Annotated in this window: 20 protein-coding genes; 5 read left to right on the top strand and 15 right to left on the bottom strand. The window is 37.2% G+C overall.

All coding sequences use genetic code 11. From position 1 onward, the window contains the following. Positions 1–29 precede the first annotated feature (29 nt). The 6 genes from leuB to AA650_RS06145 form a co-directional block, all read right to left on the bottom strand. On the bottom strand, positions 30–1124 hold the full coding sequence (leuB, locus tag AA650_RS06170) for a 3-isopropylmalate dehydrogenase (RefSeq protein ID WP_053538379.1): 1095 nt from the start codon (positions 1122–1124) through the stop codon (positions 30–32). A 470-nt stretch (positions 1125–1594) separates the two neighbouring features. Continuing rightward, entirely contained in the window at positions 1595–1819 is a 225-nt protein-coding gene (locus AA650_RS06165) for a DUF167 domain-containing protein (RefSeq protein ID WP_053538378.1), read from the bottom strand. 201 nt (positions 1820–2020) lie between these two features. Continuing rightward, a complete protein-coding gene (locus AA650_RS06160; RefSeq protein ID WP_053538377.1) occupies positions 2021–2452 on the bottom strand; it encodes a zinc ribbon domain-containing protein in 432 nt (143 codons plus the stop codon). A 241-nt stretch (positions 2453–2693) separates the two neighbouring features. Next, on the bottom strand, positions 2694–3008 hold the full coding sequence (locus AA650_RS06155) for a hypothetical protein (RefSeq protein WP_052149829.1): 315 nt from the start codon (positions 3006–3008) through the stop codon (positions 2694–2696). Between the two features lie 154 nt (positions 3009–3162). Next, a complete protein-coding gene (locus AA650_RS06150; protein ID WP_053538376.1) occupies positions 3163–4350 on the bottom strand; it encodes a M20 family metallopeptidase in 1188 nt (395 codons plus the stop codon). Continuing rightward, positions 4344–4559 (bottom strand): hypothetical protein, encoded by a 216-nt coding sequence (locus AA650_RS06145; protein ID WP_168637124.1) that lies wholly within the window; start codon positions 4557–4559, stop codon positions 4344–4346. Before AA650_RS06145 ends, AA650_RS06150 begins: the two co-directional genes overlap by 7 nt. A 569-nt stretch (positions 4560–5128) precedes the next feature. Between AA650_RS06145 and AA650_RS06140 the strand changes: the two genes are divergently transcribed. Both AA650_RS06140 and AA650_RS06135 read left to right on the top strand, forming a co-directional pair. Further along, positions 5129–5347 (top strand): type II toxin-antitoxin system HicB family antitoxin, encoded by a 219-nt coding sequence (locus AA650_RS06140; protein WP_233455595.1) that lies wholly within the window; start codon positions 5129–5131, stop codon positions 5345–5347. Next, positions 5340–5561: a type II toxin-antitoxin system HicA family toxin gene (locus AA650_RS06135; RefSeq protein ID WP_053538374.1), complete on the top strand. Its 222-nt coding sequence runs from the start codon at positions 5340–5342 to the stop codon at positions 5559–5561. Before AA650_RS06140 ends, AA650_RS06135 begins: the two co-directional genes overlap by 8 nt. 23 nt (positions 5562–5584) lie before the next feature. Here AA650_RS06135 and AA650_RS06130 read toward each other — a convergent pair whose 3' ends face one another. From AA650_RS06130 to AA650_RS06110, 5 genes are all read right to left on the bottom strand, one after another. After that, positions 5585–6592 carry an IS4 family transposase gene (locus AA650_RS06130; protein WP_199924443.1) on the bottom strand — a complete coding sequence of 336 codons (1008 nt, stop codon included), beginning with the start codon at positions 6590–6592 and terminating at the stop codon, positions 5585–5587. A gap of 53 nt (positions 6593–6645) precedes the next feature. Beyond that, positions 6646–7665 (bottom strand): transposase, encoded by a 1020-nt coding sequence (locus tag AA650_RS06125; protein WP_053537527.1) that lies wholly within the window; start codon positions 7663–7665, stop codon positions 6646–6648. A 336-nt stretch (positions 7666–8001) separates the two neighbouring features. After that, complete coding sequence (gene ilvB / locus AA650_RS06120) at positions 8002–9894, bottom strand: biosynthetic-type acetolactate synthase large subunit (RefSeq protein WP_053538372.1); 1893 nt, start codon at positions 9892–9894, stop codon at positions 8002–8004. 134 nt (positions 9895–10028) lie between these two features. After that, positions 10029–11285 carry an MFS transporter gene (locus AA650_RS06115; RefSeq protein ID WP_053538371.1) on the bottom strand — a complete coding sequence of 419 codons (1257 nt, stop codon included), beginning with the start codon at positions 11283–11285 and terminating at the stop codon, positions 10029–10031. A 31-nt stretch (positions 11286–11316) separates the two neighbouring features. Then, positions 11317–11874, bottom strand: a complete 558-nt coding sequence (locus AA650_RS06110; protein ID WP_053538370.1) for a hypothetical protein — start codon at positions 11872–11874, stop codon at positions 11317–11319. Positions 11875–12042: 168 nt separating this feature from the next. Between AA650_RS06110 and AA650_RS06105 the strand changes: the two genes are divergently transcribed. Beyond that, positions 12043–13023, top strand: coding sequence for an aldo/keto reductase (locus AA650_RS06105; protein ID WP_053538369.1), 981 nt, complete (start codon positions 12043–12045; stop codon positions 13021–13023). A 169-nt stretch (positions 13024–13192) separates the two neighbouring features. On the opposite strand, the gene AA650_RS06100 is transcribed toward AA650_RS06105, so the two are convergent. The 4 genes from AA650_RS06100 to AA650_RS28590 form a co-directional block, all read right to left on the bottom strand. Further along, a complete protein-coding gene (locus AA650_RS06100) occupies positions 13193–13762 on the bottom strand; it encodes a T4SS efffector SepA family protein (protein WP_233455596.1) in 570 nt (189 codons plus the stop codon). A 295-nt stretch (positions 13763–14057) separates the two neighbouring features. Beyond that, positions 14058–14441, bottom strand: coding sequence for a hypothetical protein (locus AA650_RS06095; RefSeq protein WP_053538368.1), 384 nt, complete (start codon positions 14439–14441; stop codon positions 14058–14060). Further along, positions 14438–14680 (bottom strand): site-specific DNA-methyltransferase, encoded by a 243-nt coding sequence (locus AA650_RS28595; protein WP_257720906.1) that lies wholly within the window; start codon positions 14678–14680, stop codon positions 14438–14440. The genes AA650_RS06095 and AA650_RS28595 overlap by 4 nt, the downstream gene beginning before the upstream one ends. A gap of 12 nt (positions 14681–14692) precedes the next feature. Beyond that, entirely contained in the window at positions 14693–14929 is a 237-nt protein-coding gene (locus AA650_RS28590) for a site-specific DNA-methyltransferase (RefSeq protein WP_053538366.1), read from the bottom strand. A gap of 216 nt (positions 14930–15145) precedes the next feature. On the opposite strand from AA650_RS28590, the gene AA650_RS06080 reads away from it, so the two are divergent. Further along, entirely contained in the window at positions 15146–16021 is an 876-nt protein-coding gene (locus tag AA650_RS06080) for a hypothetical protein (protein WP_053538365.1), read from the top strand. A 148-nt stretch (positions 16022–16169) separates the two neighbouring features. Further along, complete coding sequence (locus AA650_RS06075; RefSeq protein WP_053538364.1) at positions 16170–17375, top strand: DUF4336 domain-containing protein; 1206 nt, start codon at positions 16170–16172, stop codon at positions 17373–17375. Positions 17376–17383 lie beyond the last annotated feature (8 nt).

Genomic DNA, 17383 nt, shown 5'->3' with positions numbered 1-17383 from the left:
ATAGATGCTGAAATTTCCAGATTTATCCTTTAACGTGATTTTAATTCGAGAATTTCCATGAGTGCTTCACCCATAGCTTGACAACCGACTAGTTTCATTCCTGGGGACATAATATCTCCTGTGCGATAACCTTGTTGTAAAACTTGTAACACACTATTTTCAATTAAGTCTGCTGCTTCTGGTTGGTTGAAAGCATAACGCAACATCATGGCGGCACTTAAAACCTGTGCTAGAGGGTTGGCTTTATCAAGTCCGGCAATATCTGGGGCTGAACCGTGAACTGGTTCATAGACACCAGGACCATCAGCACCCAAACTGGCAGAAGGTAACATTCCTATACTACCAGTTAACATCGCCGCCGCATCGGAGAGAATGTCACCAAATAGGTTGCCTGTGACAATTGTATCAAATTGTTTGGGGGCGCGAACTAATTGCATGGCAGCGTTATCCACATATAAATGAGATAATTCCACATCAGTATACTCTAAGGAAAGTTGAGTGATGCGATCGCGCCACAATTGAGATACTTCTAACACATTGGCTTTATCCACAGAACAGAGTTTCCCACCCCGTTTCCGCGCTGTTTCAAAGGCTACGCGCCCAATCCGTTCAATTTCCGATTCTGTGTAAACCATCGTATTTACACCGCGTTTTTCTCCGGTTTCGGTAGCAAAAATGCCTTTTGGTTTACCAAAATAAATTCCGCCGGTGAGTTCCCGCACCACCATAATATCTACACCTTCCACAACTTCCCGTTTCAAGGTAGAAGCGTCAATTAATTGGGGAAGAATTTTTGCAGGACGTAAATTAGCAAATAGTTCTAACCCAGCCCGCAACCCTAACAAACCTGCTTCTGGGCGTAAATTCGAGGGCAGAGAATCCCATTTATAACCACCAATAGCAGCCAGCAGGACGGAATCACTATTGCGGCACATATCTAAGGTGACAGCAGGTAGAGGTTCGCCGGTTGCGTCAATAGCAGCGCCACCAATTAAGGCTGTAGAAAATTCAAAGCTAAGATCAAATCGGTTCCCTACGACTTTTAGCACGTCCACCGCTACGGACATAATTTCAGGACCAATGCCATCGCCAGGAAGTAAGGTAATGCGGTAGTTTTGAGTCATAGTCAGGTTTTGCTGGGTAAATGTTTGTAGATAAAATATCATACCTAGCAATTGTGCCAAATGGCGTGTTTAATTTTTTGGGCAATTTTGTTGGTGATTGGTGATTATAAAAACTATTATCTAAGTAGGGTTTGCTGAAAAAGTTGTCTGTGAGGGCAGGGAACTCTTAACTGGGAACTTTCTAACAGTTTCAACTATCTGGATATCCTCAATTTTCCAAATCCGACAAAGAAAAATGCACCTATTTTGAGACACCATCAGCGAAAACCTTGCACTTTTTTGTGATAAAAATCCACGAAACCCTTATTAATAAATGGTTTTAGCTTTATTTAGCAAGCCCTAAGTAGGTTAGCATTGAAAATTGTCGGTATGGGAAGGCAAGAGTGAAGAAGCTTTGGGCGATTTTACTTTTCTTTACACACTTTGGTTTTATTGTATTCACCTACTTAGTCCCCCTGGGCTATTTCATTCTAAATCCCATCAATTTCAATTAACTTTTGTCGAGATGTTGTCCCAGATTTAATTGTGATCGAGGATTTAGAAACATCAAAATTTTTAGCTAATAGTTTAATTAACTCTTCATTAGCTTTACCATCTACAGGTGGTGATTTTAAATGTACAGTTAAACTACCATCTGCTGATTCTTCAATCTTTTGCTGTTTGGAGTTTGGTTTAACTTTGACTCTTTTTTGCATGATTTATTCTCCAGAGTTTTTCTAACCACAACTAACCCAAAATAGGATCTAAAAGATAATGAAGAAAATCCCACTGCACCATAATTATTTAACCATTCATGTCCTATTCCTGGATAATATTTAAAGAAAGAAACTATCACAACAACGATGAGTTTGACACTCCCCGGTCTAAAGACGCGGGGATTCTTAATCGAATAATTGTCAAGACAACTGCTCGAATAATATCCGCTTTTCAGGTATTACCTTAGATGTACGGTTCTTGCCCTGATCCTGTTTGCCATTACTGGCAGAATCATCTCTGACAAGCGTAACTTTCCCGCAGTTCGCAGGTAGGTTTTTAATGTCTTTGCTGACAAATTTTAAATTAGCTCTTCGTAAAATTGTCCGGGAGGCTTGAGTATCAGCATGGTCAATATGACCGCAGTTTTCACAAATGAACTTTTCGCCATCTCTGTTAGCTTTACTAATATGATGACAAGCCGAACATTCTTGAGAAGTAAATTTAGGATTAACGGATAATACTGGCTTACCAGACTTCAATGCCAGCCAAGCAATCTTAGAAAATAATTCGCCCCAACTGGCATCAGAAATGGAGCGATTTAACCCACGTTTTGCAGATTGACCATTAGCCATAAATCGTCCTTTCTGCCGTTTAGGTTTGCAGCGGGACTTCATCGCCTTAACATTTAGATCCTCTTGGACAATTGCCTCAGCGGTGTTAACAACTTTGCACGAGTAGGCTTTCCCCCGCGCTCTAAAGAGACGCGGCTCCCAGCCTTCCCGCAATCTCCTGGTGGAAATGATAATTAATTTCGTTGGTTGACGGTTGTGGAGTATTTTTTATGAATAGGTAATTAGCTATTTATAGCCAAATTTACCCAATACCCAACATTCTATTCACTTGTGGTAATGCTAAAGGTTTCCGTTCGATATTTTGGAAACATTCAATTTTTTTAAGTTGTATACAAGCAGTTTTGAAATTACTGATTTTTAATAAAACAATATCTTGATAAACTGCATCTTGGGGACTTTTTATTTCTGTCACTAAATCCTGTAATTGATTTTGGCTAATAGCTAAATTCAGATATTTCAAAAATACTTCTCTTTTTTTAGAACGGACACTTACTAAATACCAATTATTAGTGGTTTGTTCTGATGAGTTTGAATCTATAGTTTCGATTGGTGGCATGATTGACAGTGTAATTTTCTTGAATTTATTTAAAGAGCGAATTTTCAACTGTGATTTTTTTGATTTGTTTGACTAATTAATCATGAAAATTAAATGAATACTAGAAATCATAGTTCCGACTAATTAATCATCGAAATTAAATAAATCACACAAATCATAGTTCTGAATTTAGCCAATATTTATAAGCTGCATAAGCTAATGTGACTACTCCAGTAATAATAGCAGATTCATCAACTTCAAATTGAGGATGATGCAAGGGATGGTTAATTATTCTCTCTTCATAGCCTACACCTAAACGAAACATTGAACCAGGGGCGTGTTCTAAATAAACAGAAAAATCTTCTGCACCTAAAGATGGTTCTGGTAAAATTCGTACACAATTATTAGTCCAAGCTTCTTCCGCTGATGATTGTAATAATTGTGTTAGGGCGTTATCATTTTGGACACTGGGTACACCTCGATGATAGTTAACTTGATATTTTGCATTGTAAGAATTACAAACATTAGCAACTATATTTTCAATCCACTGTGGTAGTTTGTCGCGGGTTTCTGGGTGAAGCGATCGCACTGTTCCCAATAATTGTACTTTATCAGCAATCACATTTGGCGCTCTTCCCCCATTAATTTGTCCAATACTCAACACTACGGGACGCAAAGGATTTTGAGTACGGCTAATAGCTTGTTGCAATGATGTAATCACTTGCGCTGCAATCCAGATTGCATCTATGGCTTCATGGGGACGCGCACCATGTCCAGATTCACCAATAATAATAATTTCTAAATTGTCTGCTGCGGCTGTTAATGCACCGTAGCGAATACCCACTGAACCCGCAGGAATGGAAGGAAAAACGTGCAACCCTAAAATAGCCGCGACATTATTCATCACTCCATCTCTTACCATCCAATTTGCACCCTGGGCAATTTCCTCAGCGGGTTGAAATAAAAACCGCACCTTTCCACCCAATTCTGAGGCAATTTGGGAAAGTACCATCGCTGTCCCCAAACCTACCGTAGTATGAATATCATGTCCACAAGCGTGCATGACTCCTTTAATCCGAGAGGCATATTCTAAGCTTGTCCGTTCTTGAATGGGCAAAGCATCCATATCAGTGCGAATTGCTAAGATTCTATCGCTAGATTGAGTTCCTTGTAATTCACCAATGACACCTGTTTTACCTATACCTTCTTCTACGTGCAAGCCATTAGCGGATAACACACCCGCAACAAAGGCAGCAGTTTGATATTCTTCGCCACTAAGTTCTGGATGCGCGTGAATATGGCGGCGGATTTCAACTAAGCGGGATGATATGTTTGTTGTTAAGTCTTTGATTCGGTTTAGCATAGGAATAATTTTAATTCATTCACCTTATTTAAATCTAGAATTTTGACAGCTTTAGCTGCTACCAGCATTCTGACTAATTTTATCGGCTTACCTGCTAATTTTTCAGCATCAAAGAACACACCCAAATTACCTCTCTTTAAGATAAAAGTCTTGACATTAACACTAGATTTTACTATATATCCTAACTCTTGCAAACACATTGTGGGCATTAGCTGCGATCGCTCCTTCCCCAATATACAACAATGGGTGATGACTTTCTCTAATTAATTGAATTGCCGCATTAACTTGGGGAGGATTTCCATTTAATAGATGACTCTTTATGAATATATTTTCATTATATTATATTACCCATTACCATAATTTACTAATTTGAACTAAATTTAGATAGTTTATGAATAATATAATATCTTGCGAATTGTTAAGTAGGTGGGCGGAGGAAAATCAAAATATATTTTGTTTTTTGAAATGGCTAAAACTCAACGATAATAACGCATCGAGGTGAATTTACATATCGTTACACATTTTGGTTATTTCACGTCCACCTACTTACAGCGATTTCCAATCATATAAGGTACATCTTAGCCCCCTCATCGCTTGCGGGGAGGGGGTTGGGGGTGGGGTTCTTGTTCCGGGTTTGATGACAATTTGCTGTAATAGGTAATCAACAACAAGCAATCAAAGATTTACAAACTCAGCTTAAAATAATGAGAATATGGTAGGGGTTTAGCAATGCTAAACCCCTACATTTAATGTTAGAATAAACCTAGATGTAACCCTCATGAAAACTATGAAAAGTCGCAGTTTCACAGTCATAATTTACAAAGAAGATGATATGTATATCGCTGAATGTCCAGAAGTTGGTACAGTAGATCAAGGAGAAACAATAGAACAAGCAATAACAGGTTTAAAAGAAGCAACACGACTTTATTTAGAAGAATTTCCTTTACCAGAAACCTCTCCTAGATATGTAACTAGCATTGAGGTTACTTGTGCCTAAATTACCACGAACTTCTAGCAAAGAAGCAATTCGCACATTAGAACGTTTGGGTTTTTATCAAATTAGACAAACTGGTAGTCATATAATCATGAAAAAACAAACACTCAATGGTGAAATTGGTTGTGTTGTACCATTACATCCAGAATTAAAAGTTGGTACATTAAGCGGTGCAGAAATGTTGAATAGCGTAATAAAACTTTACATATTGAAATAAACTTAGCCTATAAGTGCTATTTTTCATCTTATCCAAATAAGTTTTCTAAACCAATGAACATAACTTATTTCCTGACACATATAGGACTGAAGATAACGGAGTTTATCTAATAAAGTTTTGCCAAATTCTTGCGGTATTTCTATTAGTTGCAATATCAAATAAGCGATTAAACAGCACATTATCTGAATTCTAATTCCATTCTCATTCTTTGTCATAAGTCTGTCTAACTTGAGGTGCATTTTTAAGAATTTCCATAACAATTCAATTTGCCATCTTTGTATGTAAATTTCCATAATCTCTTGATTACTAACTTGCTCTTCTCCTTCATTTAATAAGTTTGTTGCTAAACGAAATTCACTCTTAGTTTCTATATCACAAAATGCTACTACTCTAATTTCCACTTCTCTTTCATCTTTGCCAACTTTACAATTACCATTTTCTAGCATTTCTAAAGTGACATTATTTTTAATTCTTAAGACAAAAGCTTTATTTTTTTGTTGTTTTAATTCAGATATTCTTTCGGAGGATGCAAATCCTCTATCCATTATCCCTACTCCTTTTGACGGAATTGCTTCTACTGTTTCTTGTCCATATTTATGGTCATGTCCTTGCCCAAAATGAATCACCATTCCACCAACTTCTGATGTCAAACTATCTAACCCACAAAATAGTTTTACTTGATGATATCCTTGACTCCATAATAATTTACTTGTTAATGTAATAATTGTTGAATCTATAGGAAATAATGCTTGGGTTTCTTCCTTTCCTTTTTTCTTTCTCAGTTGATTGTTTAATTCAGTTATTATCTCCAAAAATACTTGAGTATCTCTCTTTTTACTTGCCTTGGAAAAATTTGATATTTTTAAATCTATCCCTTGATTATTTAGTCTTTGAAATAAATCTCTCATACTCACTATACTTTTATCCATGACATACTGTAACCACACTGATACAAATGAAAATGTGTCCAGAACTGGATAATCTTTTTTGGGCAATGGTTTCAATATTGTTTTGACCCAGAAATGTTGAATAGCGTAATAAAACTTTACATATTGAAATAAACTTAGCCTATAAGTGCTATTTTTCATCTTATCCAAATAAGTTTTCTAAACCAATGAACATAACTTATTTCCTGACACATATAGGACTGAAGATAACGGAGTTTATCTAATAAAGTTTTGCCAAATTCTTGCGGTATTTCTATTAGTTGCAATATCAAATAAGCGATTAAACAGCACATTATCTGAATTCTAATTCCATTCTCATTCTTTGTCATAAGTCTGTCTAACTTGAGGTGCATTTTTAAGAATTTCCATAACAATTCAATTTGCCATCTTTGTATGTAAATTTCCATAATCTCTTGATTACTAACTTGCTCTTCTCCTTCATTTAATAAGTTTGTTGCTAAACGAAATTCACTCTTAGTTTCTATATCACAAAATGCTACTACTCTAATTTCCACTTCTCTTTCATCTTTGCCAACTTTACAATTACCATTTTCTAGCATTTCTAAAGTGACATTATTTTTAATTCTTAAGACAAAAGCTTTATTTTTTTGTTGTTTTAATTCAGATATTCTTTCGGAGGATGCAAATCCTCTATCCATTATCCCTACTCCTTTTGACGGAATTGCTTCTACTGTTTCTTGTCCATATTTATGGTCATGTCCTTGCCCAAAATGAATCACCATTCCACCAACTTCTGATGTCAAACTATCTAACCCACAAAATAGTTTTACTTGATGATATCCTTGACTCCATAATAATTTACTTGTTAATGTAATAATTGTTGAATCTATAGGAAATAATGCTTGGGTTTCTTCCTTTCCTTTTTTCTTTCTCAGTTGATTGTTTAATTCAGTTATTATCTCCAAAAATACTTGAGTATCTCTCTTTTTACTTGCCTTGGAAAAATTTGATATTTTTAAATCTATCCCTTGATTATTTAGTCTTTGAAATAAATCTCTCATACTCACTATACTTTTATCCATGACATACTGTAACCACACTGATACAAATGAAAATGTGTCCAGAACTGGATAATCTTTTTTGGGCAATGGTTTCAATATTGTTTTGACCACTTCTGGAAAATTCTTTAAGCGCATAATTTGATAATTCTTTATCTAGATTTTTTTAGATTGTATCAAATTATGGTACTTTTTTTTAATCTTTTCCTAACATTCAACACTTCTGGTTTTGACCACTTCTGGGAAATTCTTTAAGCGCATAATTTGATAATTCTTTATCTAGATTTTTTTAGATTGTATCAAATTATGGTACTTTTTTTTAATCTTTTCCTAACATTCAACACTTCTGTAAGCGGTGTTCTTAAACAAGCACAAATTACACCTGAAGAATTTATAGAAAATCTCTAAGAAAAGATAAACATAATATTGAATAGGTAAGGGTAAAGCATAATACTAAACCCCTACAAAATCTAACTACAACTTTGTTCCACAATCAGAACAGAAATTATGATTAGCTTGGTTTTGAGTGCCACAATTGCTGCAAGAAATTGATTCAACTGCGGTTCTTGGTGTTGGCTTAGGTAAACCAACCATTTGCGAGTTGTTCTTACCAGGGGCTACCATGGGATAGCAGTTTTCATCTCTGGTAACGTGGACATTGACAATTACAGGTCCATTGTGTGCCAGCATTTCGGCAATTTTATCTGCCAACTCTTCCCGCTTGGTAATTACCATGCCTTTGATGCCATAAGCCTGTGCTAAAAGCTCAATATCAGGCATTCCCACTTCCATGTTAGAAGATGAATAACGCTGTCCATAGAAGGCTTCTTGCCACTGACGCACCATTCCCTGCCAACCGTTATTTAAGATCAAGGTCTTGACATTAATCCCATATTGTGCTAGTGTTCCCAACTCCTGCAAACACATTTGGAAACTGGCATCACCGCTAATACAGACTACTTCTTCGTCCGGGAATGCTACCTTTACACCCATAGCCGCAGGGACACCAAAACCCATTGTTCCTAAACCAGCGCTAGAAATCCAGCGTCTTGGTCCGTTTTTGAGGAATTGGGCAGCCCACATTTGGTGTTGACCGACATCTGTGGTGTAAAATGCCTGGGGCGCTTGAGTGCCAACTTCGACAATTACCTCTTGGGGAGAAATGCTGTCAGCGTGATGGGGAACAATTAAAGGATAATCTTGTTTCCAACTGTTAATTAAGTTTAACCATTCTTGATTTTGGTTAGGTGTGGCTTTAGTATTTGCGTCTTGACATCGGCGTAATAAGTCTTTTAAGACGTTTTTAACATCACCAACAATGGGAACTTCGGGAACGCGGTTTTTACCGACTTCTGCGGGGTCAATATCAATGTGAATGACTTTAGCTAAAGAGGCAAATTCATCTAATTTACCTGTCACGCGGTCATCAAATCTAGCACCGACGCAAATTAATAAATCGCAATCTGTAACAGCAAAGTTGGCGTAAGCTGTACCGTGCATTCCCAACATTCCCAACGACAGGGGATGATGTTCGTCAAATGCACCGATACCCATTAAGGTGGTAGTGACGGGGAGATTAAATAATTCTGCCAGTTGTTTGACTTCTTCGTGGGCATTAGCAGCGATCGCTCCTCCCCCAACATACAACAATGGACGACGACTTTCTCGAATTAATTGAATAGCCGCATTAATTTGGCGGGGATTTCCCTTGACTGTGGGACGATAACCCGGTAACTTAATCGAACCCGGTGCGACAGGAACATAATCAAATTCCTCCAATGCCACATCTTTGGGAACATCAATTAAAACAGGCCCCGGTCTACCAGTGCTGGCAATGTGAAAAGCTTCAGCGACAATCCGCGCCATATCTTTGGCATCACGGACTACATAGGAATGCTTAACAATGGGTAAAGTAATCCCGTAAATATCTGTTTCTTGGAAGGCATCTGTACCAATTGCAGCGCGGGGTACTTGTCCCGTCACCACAATCATGGGAATAGAATCCATGTAGGCTGTAGCAATCCCTGTAACTAAATTGGTTGCCCCAGGACCGGAAGTACCAAAGCATACTCCCACTTTACCAGTAGCACGGGCGTAACCGTCGGCGGCGTGGGAAGCACCTTGTTCATGTCTAACTAAGATATGTTTGACCGTACCCCCAGCTTCTATTTTATAGAGGTCATCATAAATCGGTAGAATCGCGCCACCGGGATAACCAAAAATATGCTCAACACCATGACGGATGAGACTATCTATCAACGCGAAACCGCCAGATGCCCGTTTTGGTGAGGGAACTGACGAATTAGATACGGGAGACTGCTGATTATTTTCAGATTTTGGGAGACTGATTTGAGAAGACGAAACCACAGTTAACCTCAAAGTATAGCTAAAATTAACGCTTAGATTCTGTATTTAAAACTTCATTTTAATGTAAAAATTCTCACAATTGCAGAGAAAGCCGTATTTATTAGCATTAAGAACGGATCATAATTGTACAATTTCTAGATCACATCTTGCAATACCCGCCGAGTATTTTGCCATGTCCAAACACCAATAGCCCCGACAACTATACTCATTCCGAATAACACTGCCGACAATCCAAAGGCATTAACTAGCTTTGTCGTAATTAATAGAGGTGCTGTCAGAGCGATATTAATGGCATGATTTTGAAAGCCAAAGACTTTACCGTGCATTTCTGATGGTGCTTGTTGTTGAATTAAAGTTTGCATTGGCACGTTGACAAAAGCTGCACCCACACCCAAGAAAATACAAAGTCCTAATGCTAAGGGTTGGTTATCAATAAAAATGAATAAACCCAAGGAAAACGCCATGATTAAAAATCCGATTAAAGGCAAAGGTTTATTGTATAATCTATGTCCAAAATTGCCCAGAATAGCCGCACCTATCACCATACCTACCCCCGCCGCAGCGACGAAAGAACTAAATTCTTCTGGAGCTAAATGTAACCTTGCTGCCATACCAATGGCTAATTCTATCAGGGCGGCAAATACGCAGTATAAGGTGACAATTTGCAGCATAGCATTCCACACCAGCCGATTTTGTCTGAGATAGCGCAGTCCTAGCACAAATTCCGCCCAGGGATTAATTGCGGGTGCGGTTTTGTCAATATGTCTGTGTTCTCGAAACTGAATTGGCATCATAATCACGGCAGAAATCAGGTACAAGCAGCCGACAACCAATTCTTTGCCAAAACCTTTATTAAAGGTTTCAAACCAATTTAACATCGGAGTAGCCACTGCATTACCAATAATTAATGCTGCCATCATGGTGCTACTAAATAGGGCATTAGCAGCCATTAAACCTTCCTTTCTTACCAACAAGGGAATTGACGCTTGTTCCGCTGGGGCAAAAAACTGGGTAACGGTGGAGATACCAAAGGTGAAGAATAAAAGTATCCCAAATTGTCGTGGCAGGAAGGGAATTAACACCATGAATATTCCCCGCACCACATCTGAACCTACCATAATCAGTTTTTTTGGTACACGGTCAACGATAACACCACCAGCAGAGCCAAACAATATTGCTGGTACGGTAAATGCCATGTATAAATAGAAGCGTGCATCACCGTTTATCTCATTACTGGGTAGGTAGAGTTTGAGTAGGGCAATCATTAACACAAAGAATACCTTATCAGCTAATTGAGAAATTAGTTGACCAATCCACAGGAGCATAAAACCCCGGTTTTTCAGCAGTCCGGTAAAACCGTTATTAATAGCAGTAGGTTCAGGAGGAAGCATTAGATACTTGGGAATGGGGAATAAATAATCACTATTTCTTGTTATAACGTTCTAATAGGAAATTGAGAAATTCAGATGCACTGAGGTATTGTTTGGGTGGAGAGAACCCAACGGAGGGATTTGTCCACTGTCCTTGGACAGATTGGGGGGACTGCCACATTGATAAATGGTCAACTGCTGGATCGGCGTAAAAGTTGTTTTCTCCCATACCGAGGTAAGCTGAAGTCCAATGGGTGTAATGATCATGACTTAAACGATGTATGGGGAAATTGCCCCCTAGAGGGACTCCCCAACCATCAATAGCAATGAAGGCTTGAACATGACCTCCCCAAAGTTGCCATGCTGTGGCTGCACCTATACCGCCAATGACACCAGCACTAAAGCATAAGAATATAACAGGCGATTCTAGCTTATTACCGAGGCGATCGCACAAAAAATGTAAAATATGAAATGTTGATAAAGTTAAATAACCCTGTTCAGGATAAACCAGTATATCTATGGATTTTTCACCAGCTTGATTTAAGCACCCTTGGATAAAGCTTTTAGTTAATTCTGGTGCATGGATTCCCGGACAAATGATAATGGGCATTTAGTTTTTACTTTGGTATTTGTGACAGTTTTAAAATGAAAATTAAACGCAGATGCACGCGGATAAACGCGGATAAATAAAGATGATAATTATTCGGTTTAGCTTTACGGATCATTGGTATTATTCGTAAATAATTAGTTTATAACAATTGGCAAGTTTTTCTTAATTATGCTAACTCACAATTTATTAAATCTTCCTCTCATGGGTTGCGGAACTTGGGCTTGGGGAAATCAACTGCTCTGGGGATACGATGAAAGTATGGATAACCAGTTACAAGAGGTGTTTAATCTCTGTGTGAGCAATGGCATCACATTATTTGATACGGGTGATTCCTACGGTACAGGTAAATTAAAGGGACGCAGTGAGTTACTTTTAGGGAAATTTGCCCAAGCATATCAGGGAATAAATCAAGAGAATATTTGCATTGCGACTAAGTTAGCCGCATACCCTTGGAGATGGACTAGAAATTCAATTATATCAGCTTGTCATGCCTCTGCAAAAAGATTAGGTAAAAATGTTGATTTGGTGCAAATGCACTGGTCTACTGCTAATTATGCACCTTGGCAAGAGGTGGGTTTATTAGATGGTTTAGGTGATTTGTATGAGCAAGGTTTGGTGAAGGGTGTGGGATTATCTAATTATGGAACTAAAAGACTTTTATGGGTGCATAAAAGATTTCAGGAAAGAGGTATACCGATTAAAACTTTGCAGGTGCAATATTCACTTTTATCTACTTATCCGGTGACGGAATTAGGTTTAAAAGATGTTTGTGATGAGTTAGGAATTACATTAATTGCTTATAGTCCTTTAGGGTTGGGTTTATTAACCGGAAAGTTTTCGGAAAATGGCAGTTTTCCCAAAGGTATTCGCGGATTTTTATGTAAGCAGTTATTACCAGGAATGAAGCCGCTTTTAGGTTGTTTGCAGGAAATAGCAAATACACGCAATAAAACTATGTCTCAAGTTGCTATTAATTGGTGTATTAGTAAAGGCACAATTCCCATTCCTGGGGCTAAAAGTCTAAAACAAGCAAAGGAGAATATTGGGGCTTTGGGGTGGGTTTTGAGTGATGGTGAGGTGGTAGAGTTGGATAATGCTGCTGATAGGGTAGAGAAGAAAATGGTGCAGAATATTTTTCAGACAAGATGAAATTTCTTATAAATTGTGCAACACATATAATATATATATGTTACACAATAATATAGAAACAGTATAGGACTCACGCATCAGTCACAGAATAACGAACCACAGAGGCACAGAGGTCACAGAGAAATGGGAGTTTGAGAGGTATTTCGCGTAAGTCATAATTCATTTCAATCTATTTGGGTATCCAAATAAGTTTTCCTTTCTGACCAGGATAAGCAGATCCTTCTTTCATGCGCCACTCGAAATATACTTCAACTGGTATGTTCAGGTTTTTTGAGAGATGTAGAGTATTCCGCCATGCTAGATTTGCTTCTACTCCTTGGATCGAAATATCTATCTCTCGTAAGTAGTGGAAACCAGGGTCATTGCTCTCTCCCTTGACAACCCTTGCCAAACTAAGTTTTATTAGAGCTTCTGAAGATAAACCTTGTTTCCATGCAAGTATATGTGCCTCATCAAGTATTTTACTCCAGTTTGGCTGACGAATTTCCTTACCACCAATAACAGATCGAATAACCCTCGTATGGCGTAAATTACTAGATGCTTCAGGATCAAGAACTAGATATTTTTCGCTCTCCTCTGATTTTTGTGTCTCTATATCACCCGATTGCTGAGGCTTTTGACGTGCTTCATATTCACTCAACAGTCGCTCAATGACAGTAACAGGGGTGTCTTCAAAGGGAATAGCTATAGCTTGGAGTCTTTGGTAGATAAGATCAGGTATTCTAATGACTGGCATCATATTTATGATATCTAATTTTTCTATATATTTGTAACATATATATAGAAATGATGTCAATAGGAATCGCGTAATTAGAAAAAATAAGTATTTTATACGTATTGCAAGATTTTTTGTGTACTTTATTACTTTTACAGGAATTACCACTAATCATTCTCGCGTGAAGAGATGTAATTTATAGTTCAATACAATTCAGTTAAGAATTTGTTCTTCTATTTTCTCTGTGTCCTCTGTGCCTCTGTGGTTCGTTTTAAAAAAGAGTTTTAGGCTTAACTGAACCCTGAAAAATTACGACAACTCACCTTAAAACAAGAAAATTCCAGATAATTTCTGCGCGTGTTGCTTTAGTTAAAAACGCAGTTTCTTTATTAGCATATTTAGGAAATTTACTTTTAAAAAATGGTGTAGTTACCTTAGTATCAAGAACTCTTGCAGAATATCCATTGATAAATTTAGCCATGTGTAACCTAATATCTTGCTTAGGTTTAATTATTTTCTTGAGTAGGGTGGTAATAATTACCTGAATTAAAGATTTATCGGTTTCTATTTTTTGAATAAAAATATCTACACAGTTTTTTATTTCTTGATCAAATTCTGTAAATGATTGATTTTCAACTAATTCAATTGCTTGCTGATAGGATTTTTCTAATCTTTCTATTTCTTGATTATAATCATATTTCATATAAATAATTCCTGCTGCTGAGAATCAGATTCTTCCATACGGTTATTAGCTAAGTTTACATAATCAGGATTGATTTCAATTCCTAAATAATTTCTATTTAAATTTCTAGCTGCTATACAAGTTGTACCACTACCACAAAAAGGATCAAGGACAAAATCACCTTGTTGAGTTAATAATTTAATCAGTTCTTGAATAATATACATCGGATAAACTGCTGGATGATGATTATTTTTAGTAATCTCTACAGGACTTTAAATGATGTCCTTTTTCATCGTGTTCCCCAAAATTCTAATAATAGTAAAACCATTATTTTTGATTTGGTTATTTCTTCCTCCATCTTGTCCACCATTTCCATAATTACGTTGCTGAAAATATGGTGGTGAAGTAATGATTAAATCAAAAGTATCATTTTCTATTTGTTTGAGTACGGATAAATTATCCCCAAGAATAATTTTATTTTTGAGGTCTGATATTGCTCGTAATTTCATGTGACTTTATGCAATTTAAATTTAATCTCTAATTATGTATTTCAGTGTAACAGGTTTTGTATTTTTTAAAACATTCTCTCAATAAAATTTAATAATTTAACTTTTCAAGCATCAATCACACGCACATAAGCACTACATCAGAAAAACGTGATATTTTGAGTATAATGTAAGTTACAGGTTAAATACTCAATATTCAAGAATACTATAAAATTAGCAATGCTAGAAAAATCAAGATTATCTTTCCCAACAATTCCCAAACCTAGTTATCAACCCCAAAGCCAAGATACAGCAATAGAAGCTGATATTTATTTCTTTCAAAAATGGCGACAATTATCATTAAAACAACGCATAGAAAGATTTATTAGCCATGAACGAGGAGTTAAAAAACTATGTCTGATAGGAATTAAATCTCGAAATCGCAATTCAACTATACAGGAAATTCGTAATTTATTTACCCGTGCTGTATTAGGAGAAAAATTTACTCCTGATTTTCAACCAAAAGGTATTAAGGAAAATATGTGGATTCAAGATTCAATTTCTTTAGCAGGAGAACTACATCAACTTTTTGAGTCAATTAATATTGATTATTATGTAAGTAGAGGTGTTGCTAGTTCTATTCATGGAGAACCACGTTCTACTCGTGATTTAGATTTGGTGGTAGAAGTTAAACCAAATCAAATAGATTTGCTGGTAAAAACTTTAGAAGCATTTGGATATTATTGTCCAGTAGGTGCGGTAGAAGATTTGCAAAGAGGTTTGGGAAATATGTTGAATATTACCCATACAGAAACTATTGCTAATGCTGATATTTATATTACTGATAATTCACCTTTTGCAATATCTCAAATGCACCGAAGAATATTAGTTGATTTAGATGGAATTCCTGCTTTTTGGATAGCTTCAGCAGAAGATATTATTTTACAAAAATTGCGCTGGGGAAAGGGAAGTAAATCAGAAAAACAATGGCGTGATGCTTTGGGGATAATTAAGTTACAAGCAGAAACTTTGGATTATGGTTATTTAATAGAATGGGCAGAAAATTTAGATTTAGTTGCTGATTTGAGTGAGGTATTAACTCAAGCTGGAATATGAAATTAATATGAAAATTACTCATGTTGGAAAACCCAATCTTTCTAAAAAATCAATAATTTTATGTTGATCACCCCCATAATTTGCTAAACTCCAAATTTAGAAAAGCAAACAAAAATCTGAGTATTGGGAATTGAGAGAGGTTCGCAAAGTGGTGGAAAGTGGAGATATAGAAAAAATTCATCCCCAGGATTTTTCATGGCGGTTTTGGCCTGTTGTGCCAATTTATCCTTATGGTCAACGGCGCACTATCCGTAAAGAAGTTATTAAAGATACTATCTGGACTTTTGATCAATTACAGGGAATTTTCTATGTAGTTGTGCCAATCCGCATGACTGTAGTTAAGTTGGAAAAAGGCGGTTTGCTGGTTTATGCACCTGTCGCACCAACGGGAGAATGTGTTCGCTTGCTGAAGGAGTTGGTGGCAGAATACGGTGATGTTAAGTATATTATTTTGCCTACGATATCGGGAATAGAACATAAGGTTTTTGTTGGTCCTTTTGCGCGACGCTTTCCCGCTGCACAGGTTTTTGTTTCCCCTGGACAATGGAGTTTTCCCGTAAATTTGCCTTTAAGTTGGTTGGGTTTACCTGGTAAACGGACTCACATACTGCCTGAAAATAGCCAGGAAGCTCCTTTTGCTGAGGATTTTGATTATGCAACCCTCGGACCGATTGATTTGGGGTTGGGTAAGTTTGCAGAGGTGGCTTTTTTCCATAAGCGATCGCACACTCTCTTACTTACAGATACCATAGTTTGTGTACCAGCAGAGCCACCAGCAATTGTTCAACTTGACCCCTATCCCTTACTGTACCACGCCAAGGATAAAGCCTTTGACATGGTTGCCGATACCTCAGCAAATCGCCGCAAAGGGTGGCAGCGAATCACATTATTTTCCTTGTATTTCAGCCCTAGTGTGTTAGAAGTACCTACATGGAGTGAAGCATGGGGTGATGCTCAAAAAGCACCAGAACGTTCGCGCAAAGCCTATTTTGGGTTTTTCCCCTTCCAATGGCAAGAAAATTGGCAAGAGTCATTTAATATTCTGCAAGGAAATGGGCGAATATTTGTTGCCCCAATTTTACAAAGTTTGATTCTCAATCGCGCCCCGCAGGAAACTATAAATTGGGCTAATAAAGTTGCTAGTTGGGATTTTCAATGGATTATTCCCTGTCATTTTGATGCTCCAATTAAGGCAGAACCGCAGCAATTTCGGCAAGCATTTACGTTTTTGGAAAAATGTAGTTTATTTAGTAGTAATTATCCTTTACCGGAGGATGATTTTAAGTTATTGAGAAATATTGATTCAGGGTTAAACAAGTTGGGTATTGTCCCACCTGCGAGGGAGAGAGTGTAGAATTATAG

The sequence above is a fragment of the Anabaena sp. WA102 genome, assembly GCF_001277295.1.
In the GTDB taxonomy this organism is placed as follows: Bacteria; Cyanobacteriota; Cyanobacteriia; order Cyanobacteriales; family Nostocaceae; genus Dolichospermum; species Dolichospermum heterosporum.
The sequence above is the reverse complement of the archived record's forward strand: the minus strand, read 5'-3'. Positions and strand labels throughout refer to the sequence as shown.

What these genes read in the sequence shown, in the direction of transcription:
- AA650_RS06100 (WP_233455596.1), bottom strand. Translation starts at nt 13,762, where the DNA reads ATGATGCCAGTCATTAGAATACCTGATCTTATCTACCAAAGACTCCAA.
- AA650_RS06080 (WP_053538365.1), top strand. Translation starts at nt 15,146, where the DNA reads ATGCTAGAAAAATCAAGATTATCTTTCCCAACAATTCCCAAACCTAGT.
- AA650_RS06125 (WP_053537527.1), bottom strand. Translation starts at nt 7,665, where the DNA reads ATGCGCTTAAAGAATTTTCCAGAAGTGGTCAAAACAATATTGAAACCA.
- AA650_RS06165 (WP_053538378.1), bottom strand. Translation starts at nt 1,819, where the DNA reads ATGCAAAAAAGAGTCAAAGTTAAACCAAACTCCAAACAGCAAAAGATT.
- leuB (WP_053538379.1), bottom strand. Translation starts at nt 1,124, where the DNA reads ATGACTCAAAACTACCGCATTACCTTACTTCCTGGCGATGGCATTGGT.
- AA650_RS28590 (WP_053538366.1), bottom strand. Translation starts at nt 14,929, where the DNA reads ATGAAATTACGAGCAATATCAGACCTCAAAAATAAAATTATTCTTGGG.
- AA650_RS06155 (WP_052149829.1), bottom strand. Translation starts at nt 3,008, where the DNA reads ATGCCACCAATCGAAACTATAGATTCAAACTCATCAGAACAAACCACT.
- AA650_RS06110 (WP_053538370.1), bottom strand. Translation starts at nt 11,874, where the DNA reads ATGCCCATTATCATTTGTCCGGGAATCCATGCACCAGAATTAACTAAA.
- AA650_RS06140 (WP_233455595.1), top strand. Translation starts at nt 5,129, where the DNA reads ATGAAAACTATGAAAAGTCGCAGTTTCACAGTCATAATTTACAAAGAA.
- AA650_RS06115 (WP_053538371.1), bottom strand. Translation starts at nt 11,285, where the DNA reads ATGCTTCCTCCTGAACCTACTGCTATTAATAACGGTTTTACCGGACTG.
- AA650_RS06145 (WP_168637124.1), bottom strand. Translation starts at nt 4,559, where the DNA reads ATGCCCACAATGTGTTTGCAAGAGTTAGGATATATAGTAAAATCTAGT.
- AA650_RS06105 (WP_053538369.1), top strand. Translation starts at nt 12,043, where the DNA reads ATGCTAACTCACAATTTATTAAATCTTCCTCTCATGGGTTGCGGAACT.
- AA650_RS06095 (WP_053538368.1), bottom strand. Translation starts at nt 14,441, where the DNA reads ATGAAATATGATTATAATCAAGAAATAGAAAGATTAGAAAAATCCTAT.
- AA650_RS06160 (WP_053538377.1), bottom strand. Translation starts at nt 2,452, where the DNA reads ATGGCTAATGGTCAATCTGCAAAACGTGGGTTAAATCGCTCCATTTCT.
- AA650_RS06150 (WP_053538376.1), bottom strand. Translation starts at nt 4,350, where the DNA reads ATGCTAAACCGAATCAAAGACTTAACAACAAACATATCATCCCGCTTA.